General features: G+C 37.9%; 19 protein-coding genes. 6 read left to right on the top strand and 13 right to left on the bottom strand.

Annotation, left to right across the window (positions count from 1 at the left end):
- The first annotated feature begins 92 nt into the window (after nt 1–92).
- Nucleotides 93–2,198 carry a polyribonucleotide nucleotidyltransferase gene (pnp, locus tag ACR30L_RS15910; protein ID WP_435235231.1) on the top strand — a complete coding sequence of 702 codons (2,106 nt, stop codon included), beginning with the start codon at nt 93–95 and terminating at the stop codon, nt 2,196–2,198.
- 849 nt (nt 2,199–3,047) lie between these two features.
- The gene (locus tag ACR30L_RS15905; protein ID WP_435235230.1) at nt 3,048–4,409 is read left to right on the top strand and encodes a HEPN domain-containing protein; all 1,362 of its coding nucleotides are present in this window, start codon (nt 3,048–3,050) and stop codon (nt 4,407–4,409) included.
- A 300-nt stretch (nt 4,410–4,709) separates the two neighbouring features.
- On the opposite strand, the gene satP is transcribed toward ACR30L_RS15905, so the two are convergent.
- Nucleotides 4,710–5,279, bottom strand: a complete 570-nt coding sequence (gene satP / locus ACR30L_RS15900) for an acetate uptake transporter (RefSeq protein ID WP_435235229.1) — start codon at nt 5,277–5,279, stop codon at nt 4,710–4,712.
- A gap of 314 nt (nt 5,280–5,593) precedes the next feature.
- On the opposite strand from satP, the gene ACR30L_RS15895 reads away from it, so the two are divergent.
- From ACR30L_RS15895 to ACR30L_RS15880, 4 genes are all read left to right on the top strand, one after another.
- Nucleotides 5,594–6,361, top strand: a complete 768-nt coding sequence (locus ACR30L_RS15895; protein WP_435235228.1) for an ABC transporter ATP-binding protein — start codon at nt 5,594–5,596, stop codon at nt 6,359–6,361.
- 98 nt (nt 6,362–6,459) lie between these two features.
- On the top strand, nt 6,460–7,233 hold the full coding sequence (locus ACR30L_RS15890) for an ABC transporter substrate-binding protein (RefSeq protein ID WP_435235227.1): 774 nt from the start codon (nt 6,460–6,462) through the stop codon (nt 7,231–7,233).
- 59 nt (nt 7,234–7,292) lie between these two features.
- Nucleotides 7,293–8,033, top strand: a complete 741-nt coding sequence (locus ACR30L_RS15885; RefSeq protein WP_435235226.1) for an ABC transporter permease — start codon at nt 7,293–7,295, stop codon at nt 8,031–8,033.
- Nucleotides 8,034–8,038: 5 nt separating this feature from the next.
- Nucleotides 8,039–8,713: an ABC transporter permease gene (locus ACR30L_RS15880; protein WP_435235225.1), complete on the top strand. Its 675-nt coding sequence runs from the start codon at nt 8,039–8,041 to the stop codon at nt 8,711–8,713.
- A 73-nt stretch (nt 8,714–8,786) separates the two neighbouring features.
- On the opposite strand, the gene ACR30L_RS15875 is transcribed toward ACR30L_RS15880, so the two are convergent.
- From ACR30L_RS15875 to ACR30L_RS15820, 12 genes are all read right to left on the bottom strand, one after another.
- Nucleotides 8,787–9,530: an aspartate/glutamate racemase family protein gene (locus tag ACR30L_RS15875; protein ID WP_435235224.1), complete on the bottom strand. Its 744-nt coding sequence runs from the start codon at nt 9,528–9,530 to the stop codon at nt 8,787–8,789.
- A gap of 100 nt (nt 9,531–9,630) precedes the next feature.
- Nucleotides 9,631–10,644, bottom strand: coding sequence for an amino acid ABC transporter substrate-binding protein (locus ACR30L_RS15870; protein ID WP_435235223.1), 1,014 nt, complete (start codon nt 10,642–10,644; stop codon nt 9,631–9,633).
- An 81-nt stretch (nt 10,645–10,725) separates the two neighbouring features.
- A complete protein-coding gene (locus ACR30L_RS15865) occupies nt 10,726–11,472 on the bottom strand; it encodes an amino acid ABC transporter ATP-binding protein (RefSeq protein ID WP_435235222.1) in 747 nt (248 codons plus the stop codon).
- 70 nt (nt 11,473–11,542) lie between these two features.
- Nucleotides 11,543–12,619 (bottom strand): amino acid ABC transporter permease, encoded by a 1,077-nt coding sequence (locus ACR30L_RS15860; RefSeq protein ID WP_435235221.1) that lies wholly within the window; start codon nt 12,617–12,619, stop codon nt 11,543–11,545.
- A gap of 2 nt (nt 12,620–12,621) precedes the next feature.
- Complete coding sequence (locus tag ACR30L_RS15855) at nt 12,622–13,824, bottom strand: amino acid ABC transporter permease (protein ID WP_435235220.1); 1,203 nt, start codon at nt 13,822–13,824, stop codon at nt 12,622–12,624.
- A gap of 181 nt (nt 13,825–14,005) precedes the next feature.
- On the bottom strand, nt 14,006–15,025 hold the full coding sequence (locus ACR30L_RS15850) for an amino acid ABC transporter substrate-binding protein (RefSeq protein ID WP_435235219.1): 1,020 nt from the start codon (nt 15,023–15,025) through the stop codon (nt 14,006–14,008).
- Nucleotides 15,026–15,350: 325 nt separating this feature from the next.
- The gene (locus ACR30L_RS15845; protein ID WP_435235218.1) at nt 15,351–17,051 is read right to left on the bottom strand and encodes a BatD family protein; all 1,701 of its coding nucleotides are present in this window, start codon (nt 17,049–17,051) and stop codon (nt 15,351–15,353) included.
- Nucleotides 17,051–19,054 carry a vWA domain-containing protein gene (locus ACR30L_RS15840; RefSeq protein ID WP_435235217.1) on the bottom strand — a complete coding sequence of 668 codons (2,004 nt, stop codon included), beginning with the start codon at nt 19,052–19,054 and terminating at the stop codon, nt 17,051–17,053. Before ACR30L_RS15840 ends, ACR30L_RS15845 begins: the two co-directional genes overlap by 1 nt.
- The gene (locus ACR30L_RS15835; RefSeq protein ID WP_435235216.1) at nt 19,047–20,030 is read right to left on the bottom strand and encodes a VWA domain-containing protein; all 984 of its coding nucleotides are present in this window, start codon (nt 20,028–20,030) and stop codon (nt 19,047–19,049) included. The genes ACR30L_RS15840 and ACR30L_RS15835 overlap by 8 nt, the downstream gene beginning before the upstream one ends.
- On the bottom strand, nt 20,023–20,520 hold the full coding sequence (locus ACR30L_RS15830) for a DUF4381 domain-containing protein (RefSeq protein ID WP_435235215.1): 498 nt from the start codon (nt 20,518–20,520) through the stop codon (nt 20,023–20,025). Before ACR30L_RS15830 ends, ACR30L_RS15835 begins: the two co-directional genes overlap by 8 nt.
- Nucleotides 20,504–21,448, bottom strand: coding sequence for a DUF58 domain-containing protein (locus ACR30L_RS15825; RefSeq protein ID WP_435235214.1), 945 nt, complete (start codon nt 21,446–21,448; stop codon nt 20,504–20,506). Before ACR30L_RS15825 ends, ACR30L_RS15830 begins: the two co-directional genes overlap by 17 nt.
- The gene (locus ACR30L_RS15820) at nt 21,448–22,407 is read right to left on the bottom strand and encodes an AAA family ATPase (protein ID WP_435235213.1); all 960 of its coding nucleotides are present in this window, start codon (nt 22,405–22,407) and stop codon (nt 21,448–21,450) included. Before ACR30L_RS15820 ends, ACR30L_RS15825 begins: the two co-directional genes overlap by 1 nt.
- Between the last annotated feature and the right edge of the window lie 116 nt (nt 22,408–22,523).

The following is a 22,523-nucleotide window of genomic DNA, read 5'->3' as shown; positions in this document are numbered from 1 at the left end:
TTTACGTTTAAACGTTTTAAATATTAGTAGTTGACGTATACTATCGGCGCGATAAAAAGCAAATAGAAAATAAATTTATTAAAGGAAAAAAAATGACTCCTATTGTTAAAAGTTTCCAGTATGGCGAACATACGGTAACACTAGAAACGGGCGTAATTGCACGCCAAGCGACTGCTGCGGTAATGTGTAGCATGGACGATACGTGTGTATTCGTTTCTGTTGTTGGTAAAAATGCAGATGATCAAGAACGTGACTTCTTCCCGCTTACTGTGAATTACCAAGAAAAAACATACGCTGCAGGTAAAATCCCAGGTGGTTTCTTCAAACGTGAAGGTCGCCCATCTGAAGAAGAAACATTGATTGCACGTCTTATTGACCGTCCAGTACGTCCTCTTTTCCCTGAAGGTTTCAAAAACGAAGTACAAGTGATTGCGACGGTTGTTTCTATCAACCCTGAAATCAATCCTGACATCGTTGCAATGATTGGTACTTCAGCTGCACTTGCTATTTCAGGTATGCCTTTTAACGGCCCTATTGGTTGTGCGCGTGTTGGTTACAAAGAAGGTCAATACTTATTAAACCCAACTAAAACTGAATTAGAAACGAGTGATCTTGATCTTGTTGTTTCTGGTACAGATAGTGCTGTATTAATGGTTGAATCTGAAGCGGGTGTACTAAGCGAAGATGTAATGCTTGGTGCGGTTGTTTACGGTCACGATCAACAACAAGTTGTTGTTAATGCAATTAAAGAATTCGCAACAGAAGTTGCACGTCCTGCATGGGATTGGGCTGCGCCAGCACGTAACGAAGCACTAGATGCAGCCGTTGCAACTGAAGCGCAAGCACGTTTTGAACAAGCTTACCAAATCAGTGATAAAGGCGAACGTTACGATGCGGTTAAAGCAATCACTGCTGAAGTTAAAGCTAAATTACTAGAAGCTGATGAAACATTAGACGCTAAACAAGTAGGCGAATACCTACATGATTTAGAAAAAACAGTCGTACGTACACGTATCATTAAAGGCGAGCCACGTATTGATGGCCGTGATCCTGAAAGTGTTCGTGCCCTAAATGTAATGACCGGTGTACTTCCACGTACGCATGGTTCTGCACTATTTACACGTGGTGAAACACAAGCATTAGTAACAGCAACGCTTGGTACACAACGTGATGCACAAATCATCGATAGTCTAATGGGTGAGAAGAAAGATCACTTCCTACTACATTACAACTTCCCTCCATACTGTGTAGGTGAAACTGGTTTTGTTGGTTCTCCTAAACGTCGTGAAATTGGTCACGGTCGTCTAGCTAAACGTGGTGTATTAGCAGTAATGCCTACGGTTGAAGAATTCCCATACACAGTACGTGTTGTATCTGAAATTACAGAATCTAACGGTTCGTCTTCAATGGCGTCTGTTTGTGGTTCATCGTTAGCATTAATGGATGCGGGTGTGCCACTTAAATCATCTGTTGCTGGTATTGCGATGGGTCTTGTTAAAGAAGGCGAAGAGTTCGTTGTTCTTTCTGATATTCTAGGTGATGAAGATCATCTTGGTGATATGGACTTTAAAGTAGCAGGTACTGACGCTGGTATCACTGCACTGCAAATGGATATCAAAATTGAAGGTATCACGAAAGAGATCATGCAAATTGCATTAAACCAAGCGAAAGCGGCGCGTTTACATATCCTTTCTGTTATGGACCAAGCAATTTCTAAAGGTCGTGAAGATATCTCTGAATTTGCACCGCGTATTCACACACTGAAAATCAATACGGATAAAATCCGTGATGTAATCGGTAAAGGTGGCGCAACTATTCGTGCACTTTGTGAAGAAACTGGCACAACGATTGAAATTGAAGACGATGGTACGGTTAAAATTGCAGCAACTTCTGGTGAACAAGCTGACGATGCAATCAACCGCATTAAAGCGTTAACCGCTGAAGTTGAAGTAAATACTATCTACGAAGGTAAAGTGGTACGTCTTGCTGATTTCGGCGCGTTCGTTAACATCTTACCTGGTAAAGATGGTCTAGTTCACATCTCACAAATCTGTGAAGAGCGTGTACAGAAAGTATCTGACCACTTGAAAGAAGGTCAAATCGTGAAAGTTAAAGTACTAGAAGTAGACCGCCAAGGCCGTGTACGTCTAAGTATTAAAGAAGCTGCTGAAAAGAAAGAAGCACCAGCTGCTGAATAATCATTTAGTTGATTAATTAAAAGGGAAGCTTCGGCTTCCTTTTTTTATGCTTGTAATAAAGTTTAGTGTTGATTTAACAGTATTGGGGAGTTAACTCGTCTACGCTGTTAGGGCTGTTTGGGTTGTTATTTATGGATGTTTCGCCTGTTGGAGCATGGTTTTCTTTTGTTTGTCCCAAAGGTACCAATACCTACAAGAGTAAAGAAAAAGGAACACCGAGACGCTTTCTAATCTAAGCAATAAATACATTGTAAACGTACAGTTTCGAACGTGCATCCATGTACTAGCTAAAACTAATCCAAATATCCTGTTTGGCTTTACTAAATGTGTTCATTGTTTGGGAAAGCTTAACTGTGCTTTGTCGCGGCTACCTAGATTGTTAATTCGTCTAAGCTCATCGGTTTATTTTGACAGTAGGCTGATAGCAATTGAAGAATGAAACACAGTTTCGCAGTCTGAAAAAAGCATGATTCTTTATATGGATAAATCAGAAATAAAAGAAATCCGTCCATAGCATTTTTTAATTTAGTTAAATCAATCTTTTTTACGCATCAATTCAGATAGTACCTCCTTGTACAGAACAGAATCTAGTACGCCTGCTCAAAGCATAATACTGTTGCATAATTTGCTACCGTTACTTGCTAAAGGAATTGATTAAGCTAGAAAAATGCAGGTGGATCAGCGGCACTACATTGATTCCAAATCTAGCGATTACTGAGTAACCTGATTTCATGTAATCATTTTATTTTATTAAATTTATGGGTGGAGCGCCTTGGTGTGCAATGGACTCTGTGACAGAATACATTTAAACAATGCAATTAATTTTAAGTTAAATTGGATGGTATTTCTATGATGGGAAGCAGTGAGATTTTATCGACAAAAAGTTATGAAGTAGATGTTAGAGTTCAATATGAAGATGAAGTATATATGGGGAAGCTATCATTTAGTCCTGATGTAAAAAGGCTAATAATTAGTGCTGAATTAACTGGTGAAAGGAAATTCAATCTACCTTCTGAGCTCAAAAAGTTAGTTTGTGATGATTTTGAATATCAATATATTCTTTCTAATTTAATATCTAATGGTAGCGGGGTTACCCATATGAGTCAATCTCATACGCATTGTAAAGTCGAGTATGAATTTGATTCATTGTTTAAATATACTCATTTTGAAGAACCTAAAATAAGTCGTATAGAAATACAGTCCGAAGAACTTAAAAGTTGGATTACATATACAACAAAACAGCAAAGTTTAATGCTTGGTAATAAGCAACCAAATCATGATGATTTAGTTGAGTTTTGTGCAACGATTGATGATGTCGGTGCATTTACATTATTTTATGATTATCAGCATAACTCTTCACATGAAGAGTATTTTAAGGGGGTTAGCTTTTTACCGACATTAAGGCTTACTTTTGATACGCCTTGTAACTATTTGGAAGCTATTGAATACGTAAATAATACTCTTATTTTAATGGGGGTCCTTATAGGAGGGGATTTTAGAGCGAATAAAGTTTGTACTTTCAGTGCGTGTGGTTCAGAAGGATATTTCTATATAGATAGCTTAGGTTTGCCCACTGCTAGCTCTGTTTTTTTTCCTCAAAGTAAAAATCAACATCCGTTAAGTGGGCTTGATATACCTGTTTTAAGTGATGATGTTTTTTCAACTTATTTTAAACTTGTTTCAGAGGGAAGTGATGTTTGGAAGCGTTACATAAAATATAAAAAAATGGCGAGCACAGAAGAAAGATTTCTTGGTTTTTTTCGGTTGCTTGAAAAATTAACATACCAAAAAGATTGTTATATGGACCAAGATAGATTAGAAAAATATTTGGAAGAAATAAAGGATACAGTAAAAGATGACTTGGGTATTACTGGTAAAGTGTGTCGTAATTTATTTAATGCGATAAAATATGGAAATCAGAATAAGTTGAATACTGAAGCTTGTATTCAAAGGTTTATAAATAAAATTGATGACTTTGATGATATTGACTGTAGGTTTAATAAAAAAAGTGACATAGGGATATTAGTTAAATTAAGGAATGATATTACTCACGCTAATACAATGAGTTTAAATGACAATCAGGTTGAGTGTTTGACTCAGTTTACTGAAATGTTATTAGTATTGGCTCTCTTGTTAGAAATTGGAATCCCATTGGAAGATAGCTCTAAAGTTATTCATAGGCTTGGTGGTATGCATTTGATTCAGCGTTAAGCTGACTAATATAATTATGTAATATATTGCTAGATGAGTTAATTCTCCGAGTTAATGGGGTCAGATCTTACGTTTTGTTAGTCAATAGATTAGGAATAATGTTTCCAACTTTGCTTATAGTCCTGCCGCGTAGTTGTGACAACTTCCCGTTTTCGTTTTTCTGAATCTATGATTTTCTTTAGCAAGCAATGCATGGATGACGTTGCTAGTTCAGTTCACCACAAGGACGTGGCGTATGAATCATAGACACAAAAAAGCCGAGTTAAACTCGGCTTTAATCATGCAGATTACTATAAAGTGTTATTTAGGTTCACCGATAGGTAGAACGGTGCGACCGTGTTGTTCGTTGATGACTTCAGCCATGGCTAGATAGATTGCGCTTAAACCACAAATAATACCTTCAAAGCCAGCGATAGTACCGATTAGTTCAGAGCCCGTTAAATCACGAATAGCCAATAAAGCGAATAGTACCGTTAAGCTGCCAAAGATAAATTTAAGGACAAAGTTACCTTTTAAGGTACCGATAAACATAAATCCTGTAAAAACACCCCACATAATTAAATACCACGCCATAAAGCCGTGCGGTGCTGGCTCCGCTAAACCTAGTTTAGGGAGAATAAGCAATACAACTAAACTGATCCAGAAAAAACCATAGGAAGTAAATGCAGTTAAACCAAAGGTATTACCCTTTTTAAATTCTAAAATGCCAGCAATAACTTGAGCAAGACCACCATAGCAAAGACCCATTGCTAAAATCATTGAGCCTAGTGGAAAAAATCCCGCATTATGAATGTTAAGTAGAACAGTTGTCATACCAAAACCCATAAGGCCAAGAGGACCTGGATTCGCTAGTTTTATATTTTCTGACACGTCAGTTACCTTTTTATGTTGGTTAAATAATGTTTATTTAAAATACAAAATAGTTGTATTTTAAGGTTATTAGATTAAAAATTCGGCGCACAATAACATCCTAAAAAGTTTTGTAAAGTAATTGATAACAATAAGCGTTGCAGCAGATATATAATTTATTTTTTACTGATTTAATGAACCATTAATATCCCTCTCTGTTTACTCAAATAATGCATATTTATTCATAATATATTGCCTAGAATGCAATAATTTTATTAATTTAAGACTGTAAAGCAGGTACAATAAAATTTGGTCCTAACTGAATGAATCTAAATATGAGCTCTCCTACTTTATCAATAAAAAAATTACATAAATCCTTCGCTGAAAATGAAGTTTTGAAAGGTATTGATTTAGATGCCTATAAAGGTGATGTTATCTCTATTTTAGGTGCATCGGGTTCAGGCAAAAGTACATTACTGCGTTGTGTTAATTTACTTGAAATTCCTACTTCTGGGGAAATTCGAGTGAATGATGAATTAATTGAAATGAAGCAGGATAAAAAACGTGGGGCAATCCCCGCCTCAATGCAACAGGTTGAACGTATTCGCTCGCGCCTTGCGATGGTCTTTCAGGGGTTTAACCTTTGGTCTCACCTTACTGTATTAGAAAACGTGATTGAAGCTCCTGTGCATGTGTTAGGTGTACCTAAAAAAGAAGCTATTGTTAAAGCGGAAGCCTTTTTGGAGCGTGTCGGGTTATATGATCGTAAAGATTATTATCCGGGGCAACTTTCTGGGGGTCAACAACAGCGCGTTGCCATTGCTCGTGCACTTGCCGTTGAACCGGAAGTTATGTTATTCGATGAACCCACTTCTGCATTAGATCCTGAATTAGTTGGCGATGTACTTAATGTGATGCAAGGTCTTGCTGAAGAAGGGCGAACTATGCTGGTGGTTACCCATGAAATGGCTTTTGCCCGTGATGTTTCAAGTAAAGTCGTATTTTTACACGAGGGCTTAGTTGAAGAGTCCGGAAAACCCGATGTAATTTTTAATAATCCATCATCGGAGCGTTTCAAAAAATTTATTTCATCTGTTTATTAATCCAATATATTGTTTACTATAAATTAACGTTTACCTAGCTTGCTATACTCCCTGATATTCAGGGAATTTAACATTACTTACCTCAATAAGGATATAAAATGAAAAAACTAAGTCTCTTGATTGCAGTGCTTGCATTCTCTTTTAATACCGCACAAGCGAAAGAATGGAAGCAAATCCGCATTGGTGTTGAAGGGGCATACCCTCCATACAGTCAAACTGAAGCCGATGGTTCAGTAACGGGGTTTGATATCGATATTGCTAATGCATTGTGTGATGAACTTAAAGCGAAATGTACATTAGTAAAACAAGATTGGGATGGTATTATTCCTGCTTTGCTTGCGCGTAAATACGATGCCATTATCGCAACAATGGATATTACTGCTGAACGTAAAAAGAAAGTGGCTTTTACTAATAAATACCAGCAGGTTCCTGCGCGTTTTGTTGCAACAAAAGACGCGACATTTGAAGCAACAGATGCTTTTATGAAAGGTAAAAAAGTAGGAACTCAACGTGCGACTACAATGGATCTTTATATCTCAGATAACTTTCCAAGTGCTGAAATTAAACGTTATGGGTCATTTGATGAAGCATTCTTGGATCTTAAATCGGGTCGTTTAGATTATGTTATTGCTGATTCTGCTGCTGTTGTTGGTGGTCTTTTAGATAAAGAAGGCGGTGATAAATTTGCATTTATCGGTCCAAAACTGACTAATCCTAAATGGTTTGGTGAAGGTGCTGGTATCGCTGTTCGTAAACAAGATAAAGATCTTGTTGAACAACTTAATGCTGCCATTGTAGCAATTCGTGCAAACGGTACTTATAAACAAATTCAAGATAAGTATTTTACCTTTGATATTTATGGTGATGAATAATATCTAGTGATAAAGGATGGCAACCTGCCATCCTTTTTTTATAACTAAAAGAATTACTTATGCAAGAATTATTAAATTACAAAGGGATATTGTTGACCGGTGCGTGGTTAACCTTACAGGTTGCATTGCTGTCACTTATTGTTGCTGTGACGTTAGGGTTATTAGCAGCGTTAGCTAAACTATCTCATTCCGTTTTTTTAAAAGGGATCGCAACTTTCTATACGACGATTATTCGTGGGATTCCCGACCTTATTTTAATGCTCCTGATTTTTTTCGGTGGGCAGATGTTAATTAATAATTTAAGTTATAACGTAAATGAATGGTTAAACACACAATTTACTCAGTTTGATCCTACCCATGAATGGTATTCCTACTTACCTGACTATATTGATATTAGCCCTTACTTTGCAGGTATTGTAACGATTGGGTTTATCTTTGGGGCTTATATGGCTGAAACCTTTCGAGGGGCTTATTTATCTGTCGAAAAAGGCCAGTTAGAAGCCGCAACCGCCTATGGCATGAATAAATACAAAATTTTTGTACGTGTAATGTTTCCTCAAATGATGCGCCATGCATTACCTGGGATTGGTAATAACTGGTTAGTGTTATTAAAAACAACGTCTTTAGTGTCGATTATCGGTCTTCAAGATATGGTTAAAGTAGCGGGTGATGCTTCAGGTTCAACGCAGCAACCATTTACCTTCTATTTATCCGTTGCATTTATTTTTCTTTTCTTCACGGCAATTTCCAATGTTTTCTTAAAACGCCTTGAAGTTAAATATTCAATTAAAACGAGGTAAAAACAATGGATTTTTCGATTATCATTAATGAATTTCCTTTTTACCTGAGTGGTTTATGGACCACGTTGTGGTTAGTCGGCGCATCATTGGTAATTGGGTTGTGCATTGCTATTCCAGTTGGGATACTACGTACAAGTCAAAATAACTTTATTAAAGGCCCTATCTGGTGCTACATGTATTTTTTCCGTGGCACGCCGCTACTGGTCCAATTGTTTATTATTTATTATGGTTCAGGCCAATTTAGTGCTCTACGTGAAAGTTGGTTATGGCATTACTTCCAGGAAGCTTGGTTTTGCGCGTTATTAGCTTTCGCTCTTAATACAGGGGCATATACTGCTGAGATTGTACGTGGTGTTATTAGCACGATGCCAAAGGGCGAGTTAGAAGCTGCGACAGCTTATGGTATGAGCAAGTGGAAAATATTACGTCGTATTACGTTACCTAATTCATTACGCCGCGCTTTGCCCGCCTATAGTAACGAAGTGATTTTTATGATCCACGGGAGTGCGATTGCCGGGGTGATTACCATTGTTGATATTACCGGTGCCGCGCGCGTCGTTAATGCTCGATATTATGCCCCCATTGAAGCTTATTTAGCGGCGGGGCTGCTATATATGTGTTTAACTTTTTCAGCTATTTTTATTTTTAGGCAGTGGGAAAAACGTTACGTACAGCTTTAGGGTATTTAATATTGAGTGGAAGGGCGCAGCATTGACTGCGCTTTTTTATGTCCGGATTGGGGGCTTAAGCCGTTTATCTGATCGAAAGGTATTTATTATTCACTTCTCTCACATCCAGTTCATGTTTAGCATATTTTACCGTTACTTCAGCAATAACGTCATTTGGGTTAATAAGTGCGACGTTAATGGGATGATTTTTTAGTATTAATGGAATTTCAGTGCATCCCATTACAATCGCTTCTGAGCCATTTTCAATTAAAAATGAAACCGCGTTTTTCATCATCGTAAGATTACTTTCATTTATCCCTTCAGCCCTAAATGAAAATACTGCGGTATGAATAAGCGCTAATATGTCATCTGGTACGTCTGTAACGGTTACACCAACTTCTTTAAATGCATCTTGAAACATACCTGTTTTCATTGCACCTTGGGTCGCTAGCACGCCGACTTTTTTGATGCCCTTGACGGTATTAATTGTCTCTAATACGGTTTCACCAATAATATGCAGTACAGGAATCTTTACGGCATCTTTTACATAAGGGTAAAAGTAATGGGCGGTATTTGCACCAAGGATAATAAAGTCTGCGCCAGCACGTTCAATATTTTTAGCGGTGGTTGCCATCTCCGGACCGGGATTTTCGCCGCCCTTTAAAATAGCATCCTGACGGCTTGGTAATTTTGGATTATTATCAATTATAATTCGCAGGTGATCATTATCATTTTTAATCTTTGTGTGTTTGACGATATCGCTAAAAATATCAATGGTTGCTTCAGGACCCATGCCGCCTAAGATACCGACTACTTTATCGTTAACCATATGTTTCTCTATTTTTTGTGGAGAGGGATATAATAAAAAATTCTTTCATTACGTCAATAATGAAAGAATTAATATAAGGGAATTCAATGCATTTTAAGTATTAGCGTACGGGCATTGAATACATCAGTCCGCCATCTTTCCAGAGTTTATTAAGTCCTCGATCAATTTGTAGTGGTGAACCTTTACCCACATTTTTTTCAAAGACTTCTCCGTAGTTACCGACTTGAGCAACTACGTTATATGCCCATTTAGGATCTAAACCTAGATTTTCTCCCATTTTACCCGAAACTCCTAATAAACGTTGTACGCCTGGATTTGCAGATTTAAGTTGTGCTGCCACATTATCTTTCGTTACACCGAGTTCTTCAGCTTCAAGTGCGGCATACAATGTCCATTTTACAATATTAAGCCATTTATCATCCCCTTGACGGACAACGGGGCCCAAAGGTTCCTTTGAAATGATTTCAGGTAAGACGACATAGGAAGCAGGCTCATCCATTTGTAGTTTTAATGAATATAATTGCGATGCATCGGAGGTGATTGCGTCACAACGACCCGTTTTAAAACCTGCAACGGTTTGCGCTGGCGTATCATAAGTGACTGCTCTGTATTCCATATTATTGGTTTTAAAATAGTCCGTAAGGTTCATTTCTGTGGTACTACCAGCCTGTAGGCAGAATGTTGCGCCATCGAGTTCTTTTGCTGACGTTACATTAAGTTTATTACTGACAAGAAAACCTTGCCCATCGTAATAGTTAACGCCTGCGAAATTGAATCCGAGTGATGTATCACGGGTTTCAGTCCAGGTAGTATTACGAGATAAGATATCTATTTCACCACTTTGAAGCGCAGTAAAGCGTTCCGTTGTCGTCAGTGGAATATATTTAACTTTAGATGCATCGCCTAACACAGCAGCGGCAACGGATTGACAGACGGATACATCAAGGCCTTTCCATATACCGGTTGAATCGGTAAGTGCAAAGCCGGCTAATCCCGTTGATACACCACAGGTTAATACGTCTTTTTTAGCTACGTTGTCCAGTGTGTCAGCAAAAGAAACATTTGGGATAAGTAACGTTAATCCAAGTAATAAAGAGGTATTGATCGATTTCATATGAAAATCCTTTTAGGGGAAATTAATAGGGGAAAAGTGCCCCTCACTCTAGGTAATAGAGAAAGGGGAAGGGGAGATGTATTAGTGAGAAAGAATTTGGTCTAAGAATAGTTTTAGACGATCAGATTGTGGGTTTTCAAAGAAATCTTCTGGGTTGTTTTCTTCAATAACCTGGCCTGCATCCATAAAGATAACTCGGTCTGCTACTTTCTTAGCAAAGCCCATTTCATGCGTTACACACACCATGGTGATACCTTCATCTGCTAATTCAACCATTACATCCAGTACTTCCGATACCATTTCAGGGTCAAGCGCAGAGGTTGGCTCATCGAATAACATAATATGTGGGTTGATACATAAACAGCGTGCAATTGCTACACGTTGTTGTTGACCGCCCGATAATTGATTCGGGTATTTATGTGCTTGCTCTGCTATTTTTACACGTTCTAAATAATGCATTGCTGTTGCAATCGCTTCTTTACGAGGTCTTTTATGTACCCAGATAGGTGCTAAGACCAGGTTTTCTAAGATAGATAGATGCGGGAATAGGTTAAAGTGCTGGAACACCATTCCTACTTCTGAACGAATATCTCGTATTGTTTTAATATCATCGATAACTTCTGTACCGTTGATTGTAATACTACCTTTTTGGAACTGCTCAAGATAATTTAAACAGCGAATAGTGGTTGATTTACCTGAGCCTGATGGGCCACAGATAACGACTTTTTCACCTTTTTTAATTTCTAAATTAACATCTTTTAGTACGTGGAAGTCACCGTACCACTTGTTAACCTTTTTCATTACGATCATATTTTCTTGTTCTGACATGAGATTTCCCTCTCGGCTGGTTAATCAACCAGCCTTTAAAATTTATTATCTATTGACTGTGATTAAAGTATTAATGCTCAGTATTAAATTTACGTTCAATGGATTTTGAATATTGCGACATACTGAAACAGATAACCCAAAAGATCATAGTGACAAATACGTAGCCTTCTAACTCAAATCCTAGCCAGAGGCTATCGCTTGTTGTTAAGGTAACCATGGCTAAAATATCGAATAAGCCGATGATTAAAAGTAATGTTGAATCCTTGAAGAGAGAGATAGAGGTACCAACAAGATTCGGTATAGAGATTTTTAATGCCTGTGGCAAAATAACTAAGATCATAGACTGCCAGTAGCCAAGTCCAATGGAATCTGCACCTTCATATTGTCCCTTTGGAATCGCCTGTAAACCACCACGTATTACCTCTGCGATATAAGCAGATTGGAATAGTGTTATACCGATTAAGGCACGTAACAGTTTATTAAAGTCAATCCCATCACTAAAGAATAAAGGAAGCACAACCGATGCCATAAAGAGAATCGTAATTAGTGGAACACCACGAATAAACTCAATAAAAACAACAGATAAGGTACGCATAATTGGTAGGTTTGACTGTCTACCCAATGCGAGAACGATACCAATAGGAAAAGAGGCGACAATACCAACGGATGCCACGACTAGGGTTAGCATTAATCCACCCCATTTCTCAGTTTCAACGGTTTCTAATCCAAACCCACCGCTAATCAATATAAAACTGATAATAGGGAAAAGTACAATAGCAGCAATTTTAAATTTAATACTTTTTACATATTTCAATATAGCAACAAATACTGCTGCAAGTACTAATACTGTATTTGGTCGCCAGTGTAATTCAGGTGGATAAAACCCATACATAAACTGGTCAAACTTCTCAGCAATAAAGATCCATCGTGCGCCACCGTTAACAATTTCTTCTTTGCTACCAGTCCAGGTAGCATCGATAATCATCCAGTTAATCAGTGGTGGTAAAATTAAATAAATAATATAAAAACCTAGCAGGGTAAATATGCTATTTATTACATTTGAAAATAAGTTTTTATGTAACCAGTAGATCACGCCTTTATTCGAGGAGGGTGCTGGTTGTGCTTCTGTAATTGAATAGACTGCCATAATTATCGTCCTTTAATTTCCATTTTCTTATTCACCCAGTTCAACACCAAAGAAATAACAATGCTAAAGGTAAGGTAAACGGCCATTGTCATTAGAATAATTTCAATAGCTTGTCCGACCTGGTTAAGGGTTGTCCCTGAAAATAGTGTTACTAACTCTGGGTAACCAATTGCAGTGGCTAGCGAGGAGTTTTTTACCATATTAAGGTATTGGTTAATAACCGGTGGAATGATGACGCGTAATGCCTGCGGTAGTATTACTTTACGCATGATAATGGCATTTCGTAATCCAAGAGATTCAGCCGCTTCCGTTTGTCCATTGGGTATTGATGCAATACCTGCACGTACCGCTTCTGCAATATAAGTTGCCGTATAGATACTCAATGCAAATGCTAATGCCAGGAACTCGGGAATAATCGTTAAGCCACCTTTAAAGTTGAATCCTTTTAATACTGGATAATCAGCACTAATAGGTTGTCCACTAATAAAGTAAACCAATACAGGTGCAAGGATAATGATTGCGATTGAAACAGAAATGAGTGGAAATTCTTCCCCACTGACGTTATGTCGCTTAATTGCCCATCTGCTTAAAAAGAACACGCCAATACAGGCAAGTACAAAGGCGATTAAAATGAAAATACTACCGGATTCAAAGATAGGTGCTGGTAATAATAAACCACGGTTGTTGAAGAATATCGAGTCAAGGTACGACATACTGTTACGTGGATTAGGTAGCGCAGATAAAACGACGTTGTACCAGAATAAAATCTGCAGAAGAACCGGGATATTACGAAAAGTTTCGATATAAACCTGTGACAATTTTGAAATGATAAAGTTATTGGATAAACGTCCAATACCAATTAATAATCCTAAAATAGACGCGAATACAATACAGACAATAGAAACAAGTGCTGTATTCATTACACCGATAATAAATACATCGAGATAATTAGATGTACTATCACTGTATGCGATAAGGGTTTGACTGATACCGAACCCTGCTGTGTCACTTAAAAAACCAAAGCCTGTAGTAATACCTCGTTTGTCGATATTATCGAACATATTTGTAGTGAAATAAAATATTGCAAAGATGACGAGAAGAACAGCAATCACTTGATATGCGACAGCTTGTTTTTGTCGACTGCTCATTACAACATGGGCGCTAGGCGCGCGTTGAGCTTCTTTAAGTTGTTTTGATTTGATCATATTAAGCCTTTAAAACCAATTACAAGCTTTAAAAAATGGAGCTATATTTAAATTTAACGTTTCTTAAGATGTATAATCAGCATGTTCTGTCACTGGGAGAATGTTCTGAGTAGGTATCTTGAAGAGGATTGAATATAAGCCCTAAAGTAAAAATGGGGGCACGTAGCCCCCTAGGAATATCTTAACGAATTGGCATTGAGTACATTAAGCCACCGTCTTTCCATAGCTTGTTAATACCACGGTCGATTTGTAGTGGTGAACCTTTACCTACTGTGCTTTCAAAAATTTCACCGTAGTTACCTACTTGAGAAACAATGTTGTAAGCCCATTTAGAATCAAGACCTAGGTTTTCACCCATTTTGCCTGTTACGCCCAATAGACGTTGAACACCTGGGTTTGTTGATTTAAGTTCATCTTTAGCATTTGCTTTAGTCACACCTAGTTCTTCAGCTTCTAAAGTTGCGAACATAGTCCATTTTACGATGTTAAACCATTTGTCATCGCCTTGACGTACTACTGGTCCTAGTGGCTCTTTAGAGATGATTTCTGGTAATACCATTACAGATGCTGGATCATCCATTTTTAGTTTTAAAGAGTAAAGTTGAGAAGAGTCTGATGTAACAGCGTCACAACGACCTTTTTTGAAACCATCAATTGTTTGTGCTGATGTATCGTAAGTAACGGCTTTGTAGTCCATTTTATTTGCTTTGAAATAATCTGTTAAGTTCATTTCAGTTGTTGTACCCGCTTGAATACAGAAAGTTGCACCGTCTAATTCTTTTGCTGAGGTTACACCTAATTTTTTGTTTACTAGGAAACCTTGACCGTCATAGTAGTTAACGCCCGCAAAGTTTAAACCAAGCGATGTGTCACGTGTTTGAGTCCAAGTTGTGTTACGAGATAAAACATCAATCTCACCACTTTGTAGTGCTGTGAAACGTTCTTTGGCTGTTAGCGGAATGTATTTAACTTTGCTTGCATCACCTAATACAGCAGCTGCAACAGACTGACATAAAGTTACATCAAGGCCTTTCCAAGTACCTTCTGAATCAGTTGCTGAGAAACCAGTTAGACCAGTGGAAATACCACAGTTTAATACATCTTTTTTCATTACTTGATCAAGAGTATCTGCAGAAGCAAAACTTGGTACAAGTGATGCTGATGCTAGGCCAACTAGTAATGCAATTTTATTAAGTTTCATTTTAATATCCTTATATAGCTAATAATTACAATTTATGGTGGTTGTAAAGTAAATGATGTTATAGGTATTGCAGGTAGTAGGCCAAAACTGCAGAAAGCAGATCATTAATATTTTTTTATATAATAAAATCAGCTGGTTACGGTTTTATATTTGTGTTGTTTTTGTATGGTTTTTATGTTTTTTTAATATAAATGCTTATGAGGTGCACGATCTTGGTGCGCGATGGTTCAGAGTGATGCATCAATTGAGGGAAAGATGAAAATCAAGTCCTTGGCTAATATTGTAATTAGTCAAGGACTTGGAGATAAAATTGTGAATTAGAATATTAAGAAGGATTTATATCCATAATATTGATGTTACTTGGGGTTTCACACTGTTGTTGATATTTTTGCAATAATGCTGCAAGTTTGTGCGCATCCCATTTTACTGCTGGATTTGCACAGGCATTTTCTAAGCGTTGTATCTCAATATTAAGCTGTTTCTTATCCTGCTCATCCAATTGCATTTTCTCAATAAGGTGCGAGAGACTTTTTAAGCCAGGAAATGAATCTTGTGCATACTGTAATAAGGCCTGATACGAGGCAGCAGGTGTATTTGTTTGTAAAGTTTGTTGTAGCCTTTCATAGGGAGCGATGGTTTTATTTATTTGTTCATCTTTATCATTCGTTATTTTACTGTTGTATCTGCGTCGGTAATAGAGGTGGTAGATAACCAACGCAATCAACATGATTAATAGTAACGCACTGATAATTTGCCAAATAATTAATTGTTCATGATTTACTGCTGGTGGTGCAGTAAGCGTTGATGTATCCGTCGTTGGATTTTCCATTGGTATTGGCGCAACAGGCGGTTGTTCTGCTGTTGTTTCTGCAGGCAGAATGGTTAACGTCCGCGCGGGTAAAATTGCATATTCTTGTTTATCGGTTTTGCTATTCCACCAAGCTAATTTTATTTCTGGCAAAGTCAGTTTACCCGGTTGATCTGCAATAATGGCGTGACGAATAACACGTTGTGCATAATGAATATTATTAGCAGTCCCTGTTTTTAATTCATCTTGGTCGGGATAAAATCGTAAATTCTTAGGGTAATTGAAATCGAGGTTGGGTAACTTATCCGTATCAATGGATGCTATTTGTAAGGTGATCGCACGTGTGATTGGCTCGCCAACATGATAGCTTTTCTCAGTGATTGAAGGATCTTCTGATAAGCGAACATCTTCACTGACTAGCCAATTGCCTTGGAAATTTGCTGGTTTTGCTTTTATAGTAATTGGTAAACTTTCCCCTCGAATATTGATCGGATGTTCTACTGTACGACTGCGCCAACTATCCACGGGAATGGATTGGCGAATATTGCCGTTTAATACTGGAGAGGGGAGCGTGAATGTACCCGCTTTAGTTGCATTGATTTGAAATTCTCGAGTAATTATCTGATATCGAATACCATTTCTGATTGTTTCACTATTTTTATCTTGCCCATATGTCTCAATGTTTGTGCCTTCAAGTATTGGTGCGCTGAGCGACAAATCACTGGTTGCTTGAGAAATATAGACTTTACTCGTCAGTATGATTGGCTGGCCAATATAGGCACTTTGTTTGTCGACACTGTTTTCAATAAAAATAGCATCATTATTTGAATTTGTGGCTTGATCAGAAGGTTCTTTTACCGAAACGTGTATTGACTTACTTTGTAGATTACCAATTTTAAAAGCGGGGATAGTCAGTTCACCTACGTGTTTTGCCTGTAAGCTAAATTTCCAGGTCGTTTTGAAACTTGATTTTCCGTTAATGTAGGTGCTGCTACTGCTTCTCGATGGACGCGAAACTGAAAAATCCTTTTCTAATAATGATGTGTCTAATTGAAAGTCTGAGTCAGTATCATCAATAACAACGGATAATGTAACCCGATCGCCAAGAAAAATAGCATTATCGCTAACCGTCGCCTCGATATTACTCGCTGCAAAGGCTATTTGCTGCCAAAGTAGTGATATAAAAAGAGCCGTAATAAATGAAAGTTTAATACGCATTACCAAATTTCTCCGTTACTTTTTTGTTGCATAACCGGTTGTGATTGACTTCTTTTTTGATATTCAGCCGCCATTTTTCTCTGCAATAGATAAGAAGGGTTATCAGGCATATTTTTTAACCACATAGGAAGATCCTCTAATTCTTGATTAGTTTGATCGGTTTTATCAGTCGCATTAGTTTGTTGTGCCTGTGAAGCTTTTTCTTCATCGGCTTTTTCTTCATCGGCTTTTTGTTGTTGAGCTTTTTGCTGCTCAGCTTTTTGTTGTTCAGCTTTTTGTTGTTCAGCTTTTTGCTGTTCAGCTTTTTGTTGGTCAGACTGTTGTTGGTCAGACTGTTGTTGGTCAGACTGTTGTTGGTCAGACTGTTGTTGGTCAGACTGTTGTTGGTCAGACTTTTGTTGGTCAGACTGTTGTTGGTCAGACTTTTGTTGGTCAGACTTTTGTTGGTCAGACTGTTGTTGGTCAGACTTTTGTTGGTCAGACTTTTGTTGGTCAGACTTTTGTTGGTCAGACTTTTGTTGGTCAGACTTTTGTTGGTCAGACTTTTGTTGGTCAGACTTTTGTTGGTCAGATTTTTGTTGGTCAGATTTTTGTTGATCGGACTGCTGCTTTTTGTCTTGTTGTTTTTGCTGTTCTATTAATTGTTTAATGAGTTTTTTATTTTCAGCTGCAGATTTGAAATCAGAATTAATAGCAAGTGCTTGATTGTAAGATTCAATAGCTTTGTCATATTGTTGCAGTTGTGCATATGTATTGCCTTGATTATAAAAGGCACTCGCATTAGTTGGCTGCTCTGTCACTGCCTGATTAAATTGGGTTAAGGCATCTTTATATTGTTTGTTTTTATATAATGCGCTGCCCTTTGCAATAGGATCATTATATAGATCAGCTGCCGTTGCATAATCTTCTTGCTGATAGGCTTGTAATGCATTTTGTTGTGCATTCTTCCAAATAGAAGCATGGGCATCAGGACTAGCGAAGGGGAGGGAAATAGACAGTAGTAATAGATAGAATACACCTTTTCGAAACAGTAATAGCATAAACGGTACAATTAATAATACTAGCCAATACCCATCATCCACGGGAAATTGATTACTGCTTGATTGGCCTTTTTCACTTTTGTGGACATTTTTTAAGTCGAAATAACGACCCAATTGCTTAATGTCGGCGTTGGTATTACCTGCTCTTAAATACAATCCATCCGTTGCTTGTGCTAGGGCATGTAATGGCTGCTCGGTTAATGATGGAACAACAATATTGCCCTGTTGATCTTTTAATAAACTACCATCAAGCATTTTGATCGGTGCACCTTTGTTGGTGCCAATGGCTAATATTGAAACCACCCAAGGTGTCCCTTTTAAGCGTTCAATCATTTGTTCCGAGGTACGTTCATCTATACCGTCACTGAAAAAAACAATATGTCCCTTTGCATAGCCCGCATTTTTCATCAGCGTAATCGCGCGATCTAATGCAAGTTCGGGGTGAGATCCTTTTACCGGCATGATGTCCGGCGATAAATTAGGAATATGATTAATGATTGAATTGCCATCTGTGGTTAATGGCGAAATAGTAAACGCATCGCCTGCATAGGCAATTAATGCTTTATCACCTTCGTTCCATTGTTTGATTAAATCAATCGCTTTGTATTTTTCCTGACTTAATCGATTGGGTTGCAGATCCGTCGAATACATCGAATAGGTTAAATCAAGTACCAATACTTGTGCCTTTTCAAGTTGGTATACGGGCATTTGAACGCTACGAAAACTTGGTCCTGATAATGCGATACAGGCAATGATCCCCAGCATTGGAAAAGCAAAGCGTTGTGAAGAGGAAATAGTCGGCGTATCCACTAAGTTTTGACTTAAATGTGGTGCAATCAGCTTTTGTTTTTTAGATTTAAATACATTCTGATAACGCCATAATGAAAATATTGCAATTACAATAATACCAAGTAGCCAAAGTGGGCGTAAAAATTGTAATGGCATCAAAGTTGTGTCAATCAAGGTTTGATCCTCTTACTTTTAAATATAATGCAGATGAAAATAGCAATAAAAGCGCCGCAGAAAGAGGCCAATAATACAGGTCTTTTTCTGGTCGGAATTCTAAATAGTCACTATCGATTGGTTGTAACTCATCGATTGTTTGATAAATTTTTTGTAAGTCTTCTTGATTCCTTGCTCGGAAATATTGGCCGTTCGTTAAAGTTGCAATTTGTTTTAACGCGGACTCATCAAGATCGGCTGAAGGATTATAGTTTTGATTACCGAAGATAGTACGTCTCACCATTTGATCTGCACCGATTCCGATGGTGTAGATAGTGATATTATTTTTCGCAGCTTGTTGAGCCGCCATTACGGGATCAATACTCCCTGCGGTATTGGCGCCATCGGTAATTAAAATCAAAACGCGTTGCTCATTTTTATTTTCAACGAAACGCTTAATCGCCATTGCAATGGATTCTCCAATCGCGGTTCTGGTGCCAACTAACCCAATTTGTGTTTCATCAATCATTTGATTAATTGTTTTTAAATCAAAGGTTAGGGGCGTTTGTAAGTAGGCGTGGTCAGCAAAAAGAATTAATCCTAGACGGTCTCCTTCACGTTTATTAATGAAGGCCTTAGAAAGATTTTTTACCAAGGTTAAACGGTCAACTCTTTTTCCGTTAAGTGGCATATCTACCTCTTGCATACTGCCGGATAAGTCCAGTGACAAAACCATGTCTCGGCTTTGTTGTTGTAAACGGATAGGATCACCATACCAAATAGGTTTAGCTAAGGCTGAAAGCAACAGTGCCCAAGCTAGCCAAGGGATAATACTAAATAAGTTATTTTTACCCGATGTGCCTTCTTGTTCAGTTAAGCCTTGCGCGAGAGGGATCCATACTTGGGTATAATCGCGTTTTTTAGCGGGAAGAAAATAACGGATAATCAAAGGCAAAGGTAATAATAAAAATATCCAAAGATAAACAAATTCAAACATGTTTATTGGCCTCTTGATGGTGTTTTTTAATTTGTTTAGGCAATTGCTTAATCCATTGCTTTGTTTGTGCAAAATCACTGTCGGAGCAAACCGGATTTTTCTCCTGATATAAACGCGTCAGGAAAGTATCCTTATCTTTAAAAATAGGTGTTGTTGCATATCGCTGTAAAAAATCAAACCACGCTTCGCTATGTAGAGAGGCGACTTGTTGACGAGGAAAGTGCTGTAAAGCAACGCCTTTAATTAGCTGATTTAACGTAATGAAATTTGCCTTGCTCGATTCTAGTTCTTGTAGTTTTATCAATATCGATTGCTGTTTTTTACGTTGTTTTTTTATGCGTTTTATAAGATATGTTAATCCGATTAATGCAGCGACAAGGGTAAATAATAGCGCCCAATAAATCGGGGCTAAAGGCCAGAAACTTGCTGCATTCGGGGCGATAATATCATTAAGTTGCGCTAATGGATTTTGACTATCGAGCGGGGACATGAAACTGCTCCATTAATGACGATGATGCACTGAGATGATGAAGTGGTATTCCTTGCTTAATAAAACTTGTAACAATTTTTTGCTGCCGCTCATTGGCCGTTTCTTGATACTGTTGTTGCGCGTTTTGTTGTTTGAAAAAACCACTGCCACTCAGGCTATTAATTTTTAACCGTACTTTGTCCATATGTTTTGGAAGCACTTGCTCAAGCGGATCGCTAATTTGCCAAGCGGTGATCTGATTATGCCCACGAATTTGGCTTAGTAATTTCTGACAACCTTCATCAAGTTGAGAGAAGTCACTAATTAAATGAATTTGGCTACCGGTTTGTACTAAACGAGAAAGACGTTTGAGTTGATTAAATAGCGATTGAGTTGGGGCTATTGTTTTAAAAGGTTTAGGCTGACAAAGTTGTTCACATTTATGAAGAAAACGCATTAACCCGATGGTTCGTCCTGCAGGTTTAAGCTCAGCTGAGTCCTGTTGATTAAAGATAATTCCGCCAAGGCGATCATTACGTTGTTTTGCTTGCCAGCTAAGTAAACTTGCAAGGTGGCAGGCCTGTACTGATTTAAAAGCAAATTGGCTACCAAAAATCATACTATCCGATAAGTCGAGTAGGATAAAAACGGGACGTTCTTTTTCTTCCTGGAATACTTTTGTATGTGCTTTTCCGGTACGAGCGGTAACCGCCCAGTCGATTGTTCGTACATCATCACCGGGCTGATAGTGTCTGACCTCGGCAAACTCCATGCCTCGGCCTTTAATTTTTGCTAAATAGTTTCCTGCAAGTTGTTGATAAGCGGCACTCGCAGTCGGTTGGAGTTTTAATTTAGCTTGTTGTTGATAACTAATAAGTTCATTTAAGCTGACATTTGTGCCCGTGGTATACGGGCTGCCAGCAAATAAATTAAGTGATTTACTGTTCATTAGGCTGGAATCGCTACCTGATTAATTATTTCACTAATAACACTGTTCGCGTTAATTCCCTGGGCTTCTGCTTCATAACTTAAAATAAGTCGATGGCGTAATACCGGGTAAAGATTATGAATGATGTCATCCGGCATAATATAATCGCGATTATTTAACCAAGCACGTGCTTTAGCTGTTCGCATTAATGCTAAGGTTGCACGAGGGCTTGCACCATAACTAATCCATTGTTTTAAATTCGGGCCATAATTTTCAGGTTTGCGTGTCGCAATAATAAGATCAATTAAATATTGTTCTAAATGTGGTGCGATATTGATGTTCATAATTTCTTTACGAATAGCAAATATCTCATCGGTTAATAACGGTGTTACCGTTGCAACGGTTTCCTGTAATATCTCTTTATGATTGAGTTGCAGGATTTCTTTTTCCGTATTTGCATCAGGGTAATCAAGCTCAAGATGCATAATAAAACGGTCCAATTGTGCTTCTGGTAATGGGTAAGTTCCTTCCTGCTCTAAAGGATTTTGAGTCGCCATGACTAAAAACAATTTTGGTAATGGATAGGTTTTTTTACCCACGGTTATTTGATGCTCGGCCATCGCTTCTAATAATGCTGATTGTACTTTAGCTGGTGCTCGGTTTATTTCATCTGCAAGAATCAGATTATGAAAAAGCGGGCCCTTTTCAAAAATAAATTGACCCGTTTCCTGTCTAAATATATCCGTACCAGTTAAATCAGATGGTAATAAATCCGGGGTAAATTGAATTCGATGAAAATCGCCTTCTATTCCATCTGAAAGTGCATTAATCGCACGCGTTTTTGCCAGTCCTGGTGGGCTTTCTACAAGAATATGACCATCAGCAAGCAACGCGATTAGTAATCCATCGACTAGCTCACTTTGTCCTAAAATCATTTTATTAAGGTAGGTTCGTAATGCGTCAAGTTGTTGTTTTGCCATTGTAATAATCTGCTTAAAAAGAGGAATGTTGAAAATATACTGCTATGAATAGTCAACTTCAAGTTGAAAAAGTTCCCTAAAATTTACATCAAAATTGGAAGAAAAACGACAATGGG

It is taken from the genome of Psychromonas saccharinae, from assembly GCF_051201515.1.
GTDB lineage: Bacteria > Pseudomonadota > Gammaproteobacteria > Enterobacterales > Psychromonadaceae > Psychromonas.
Note: the sequence above shows the minus strand (reverse complement) of the source record. Positions and strands in the feature narration are given on the sequence as shown.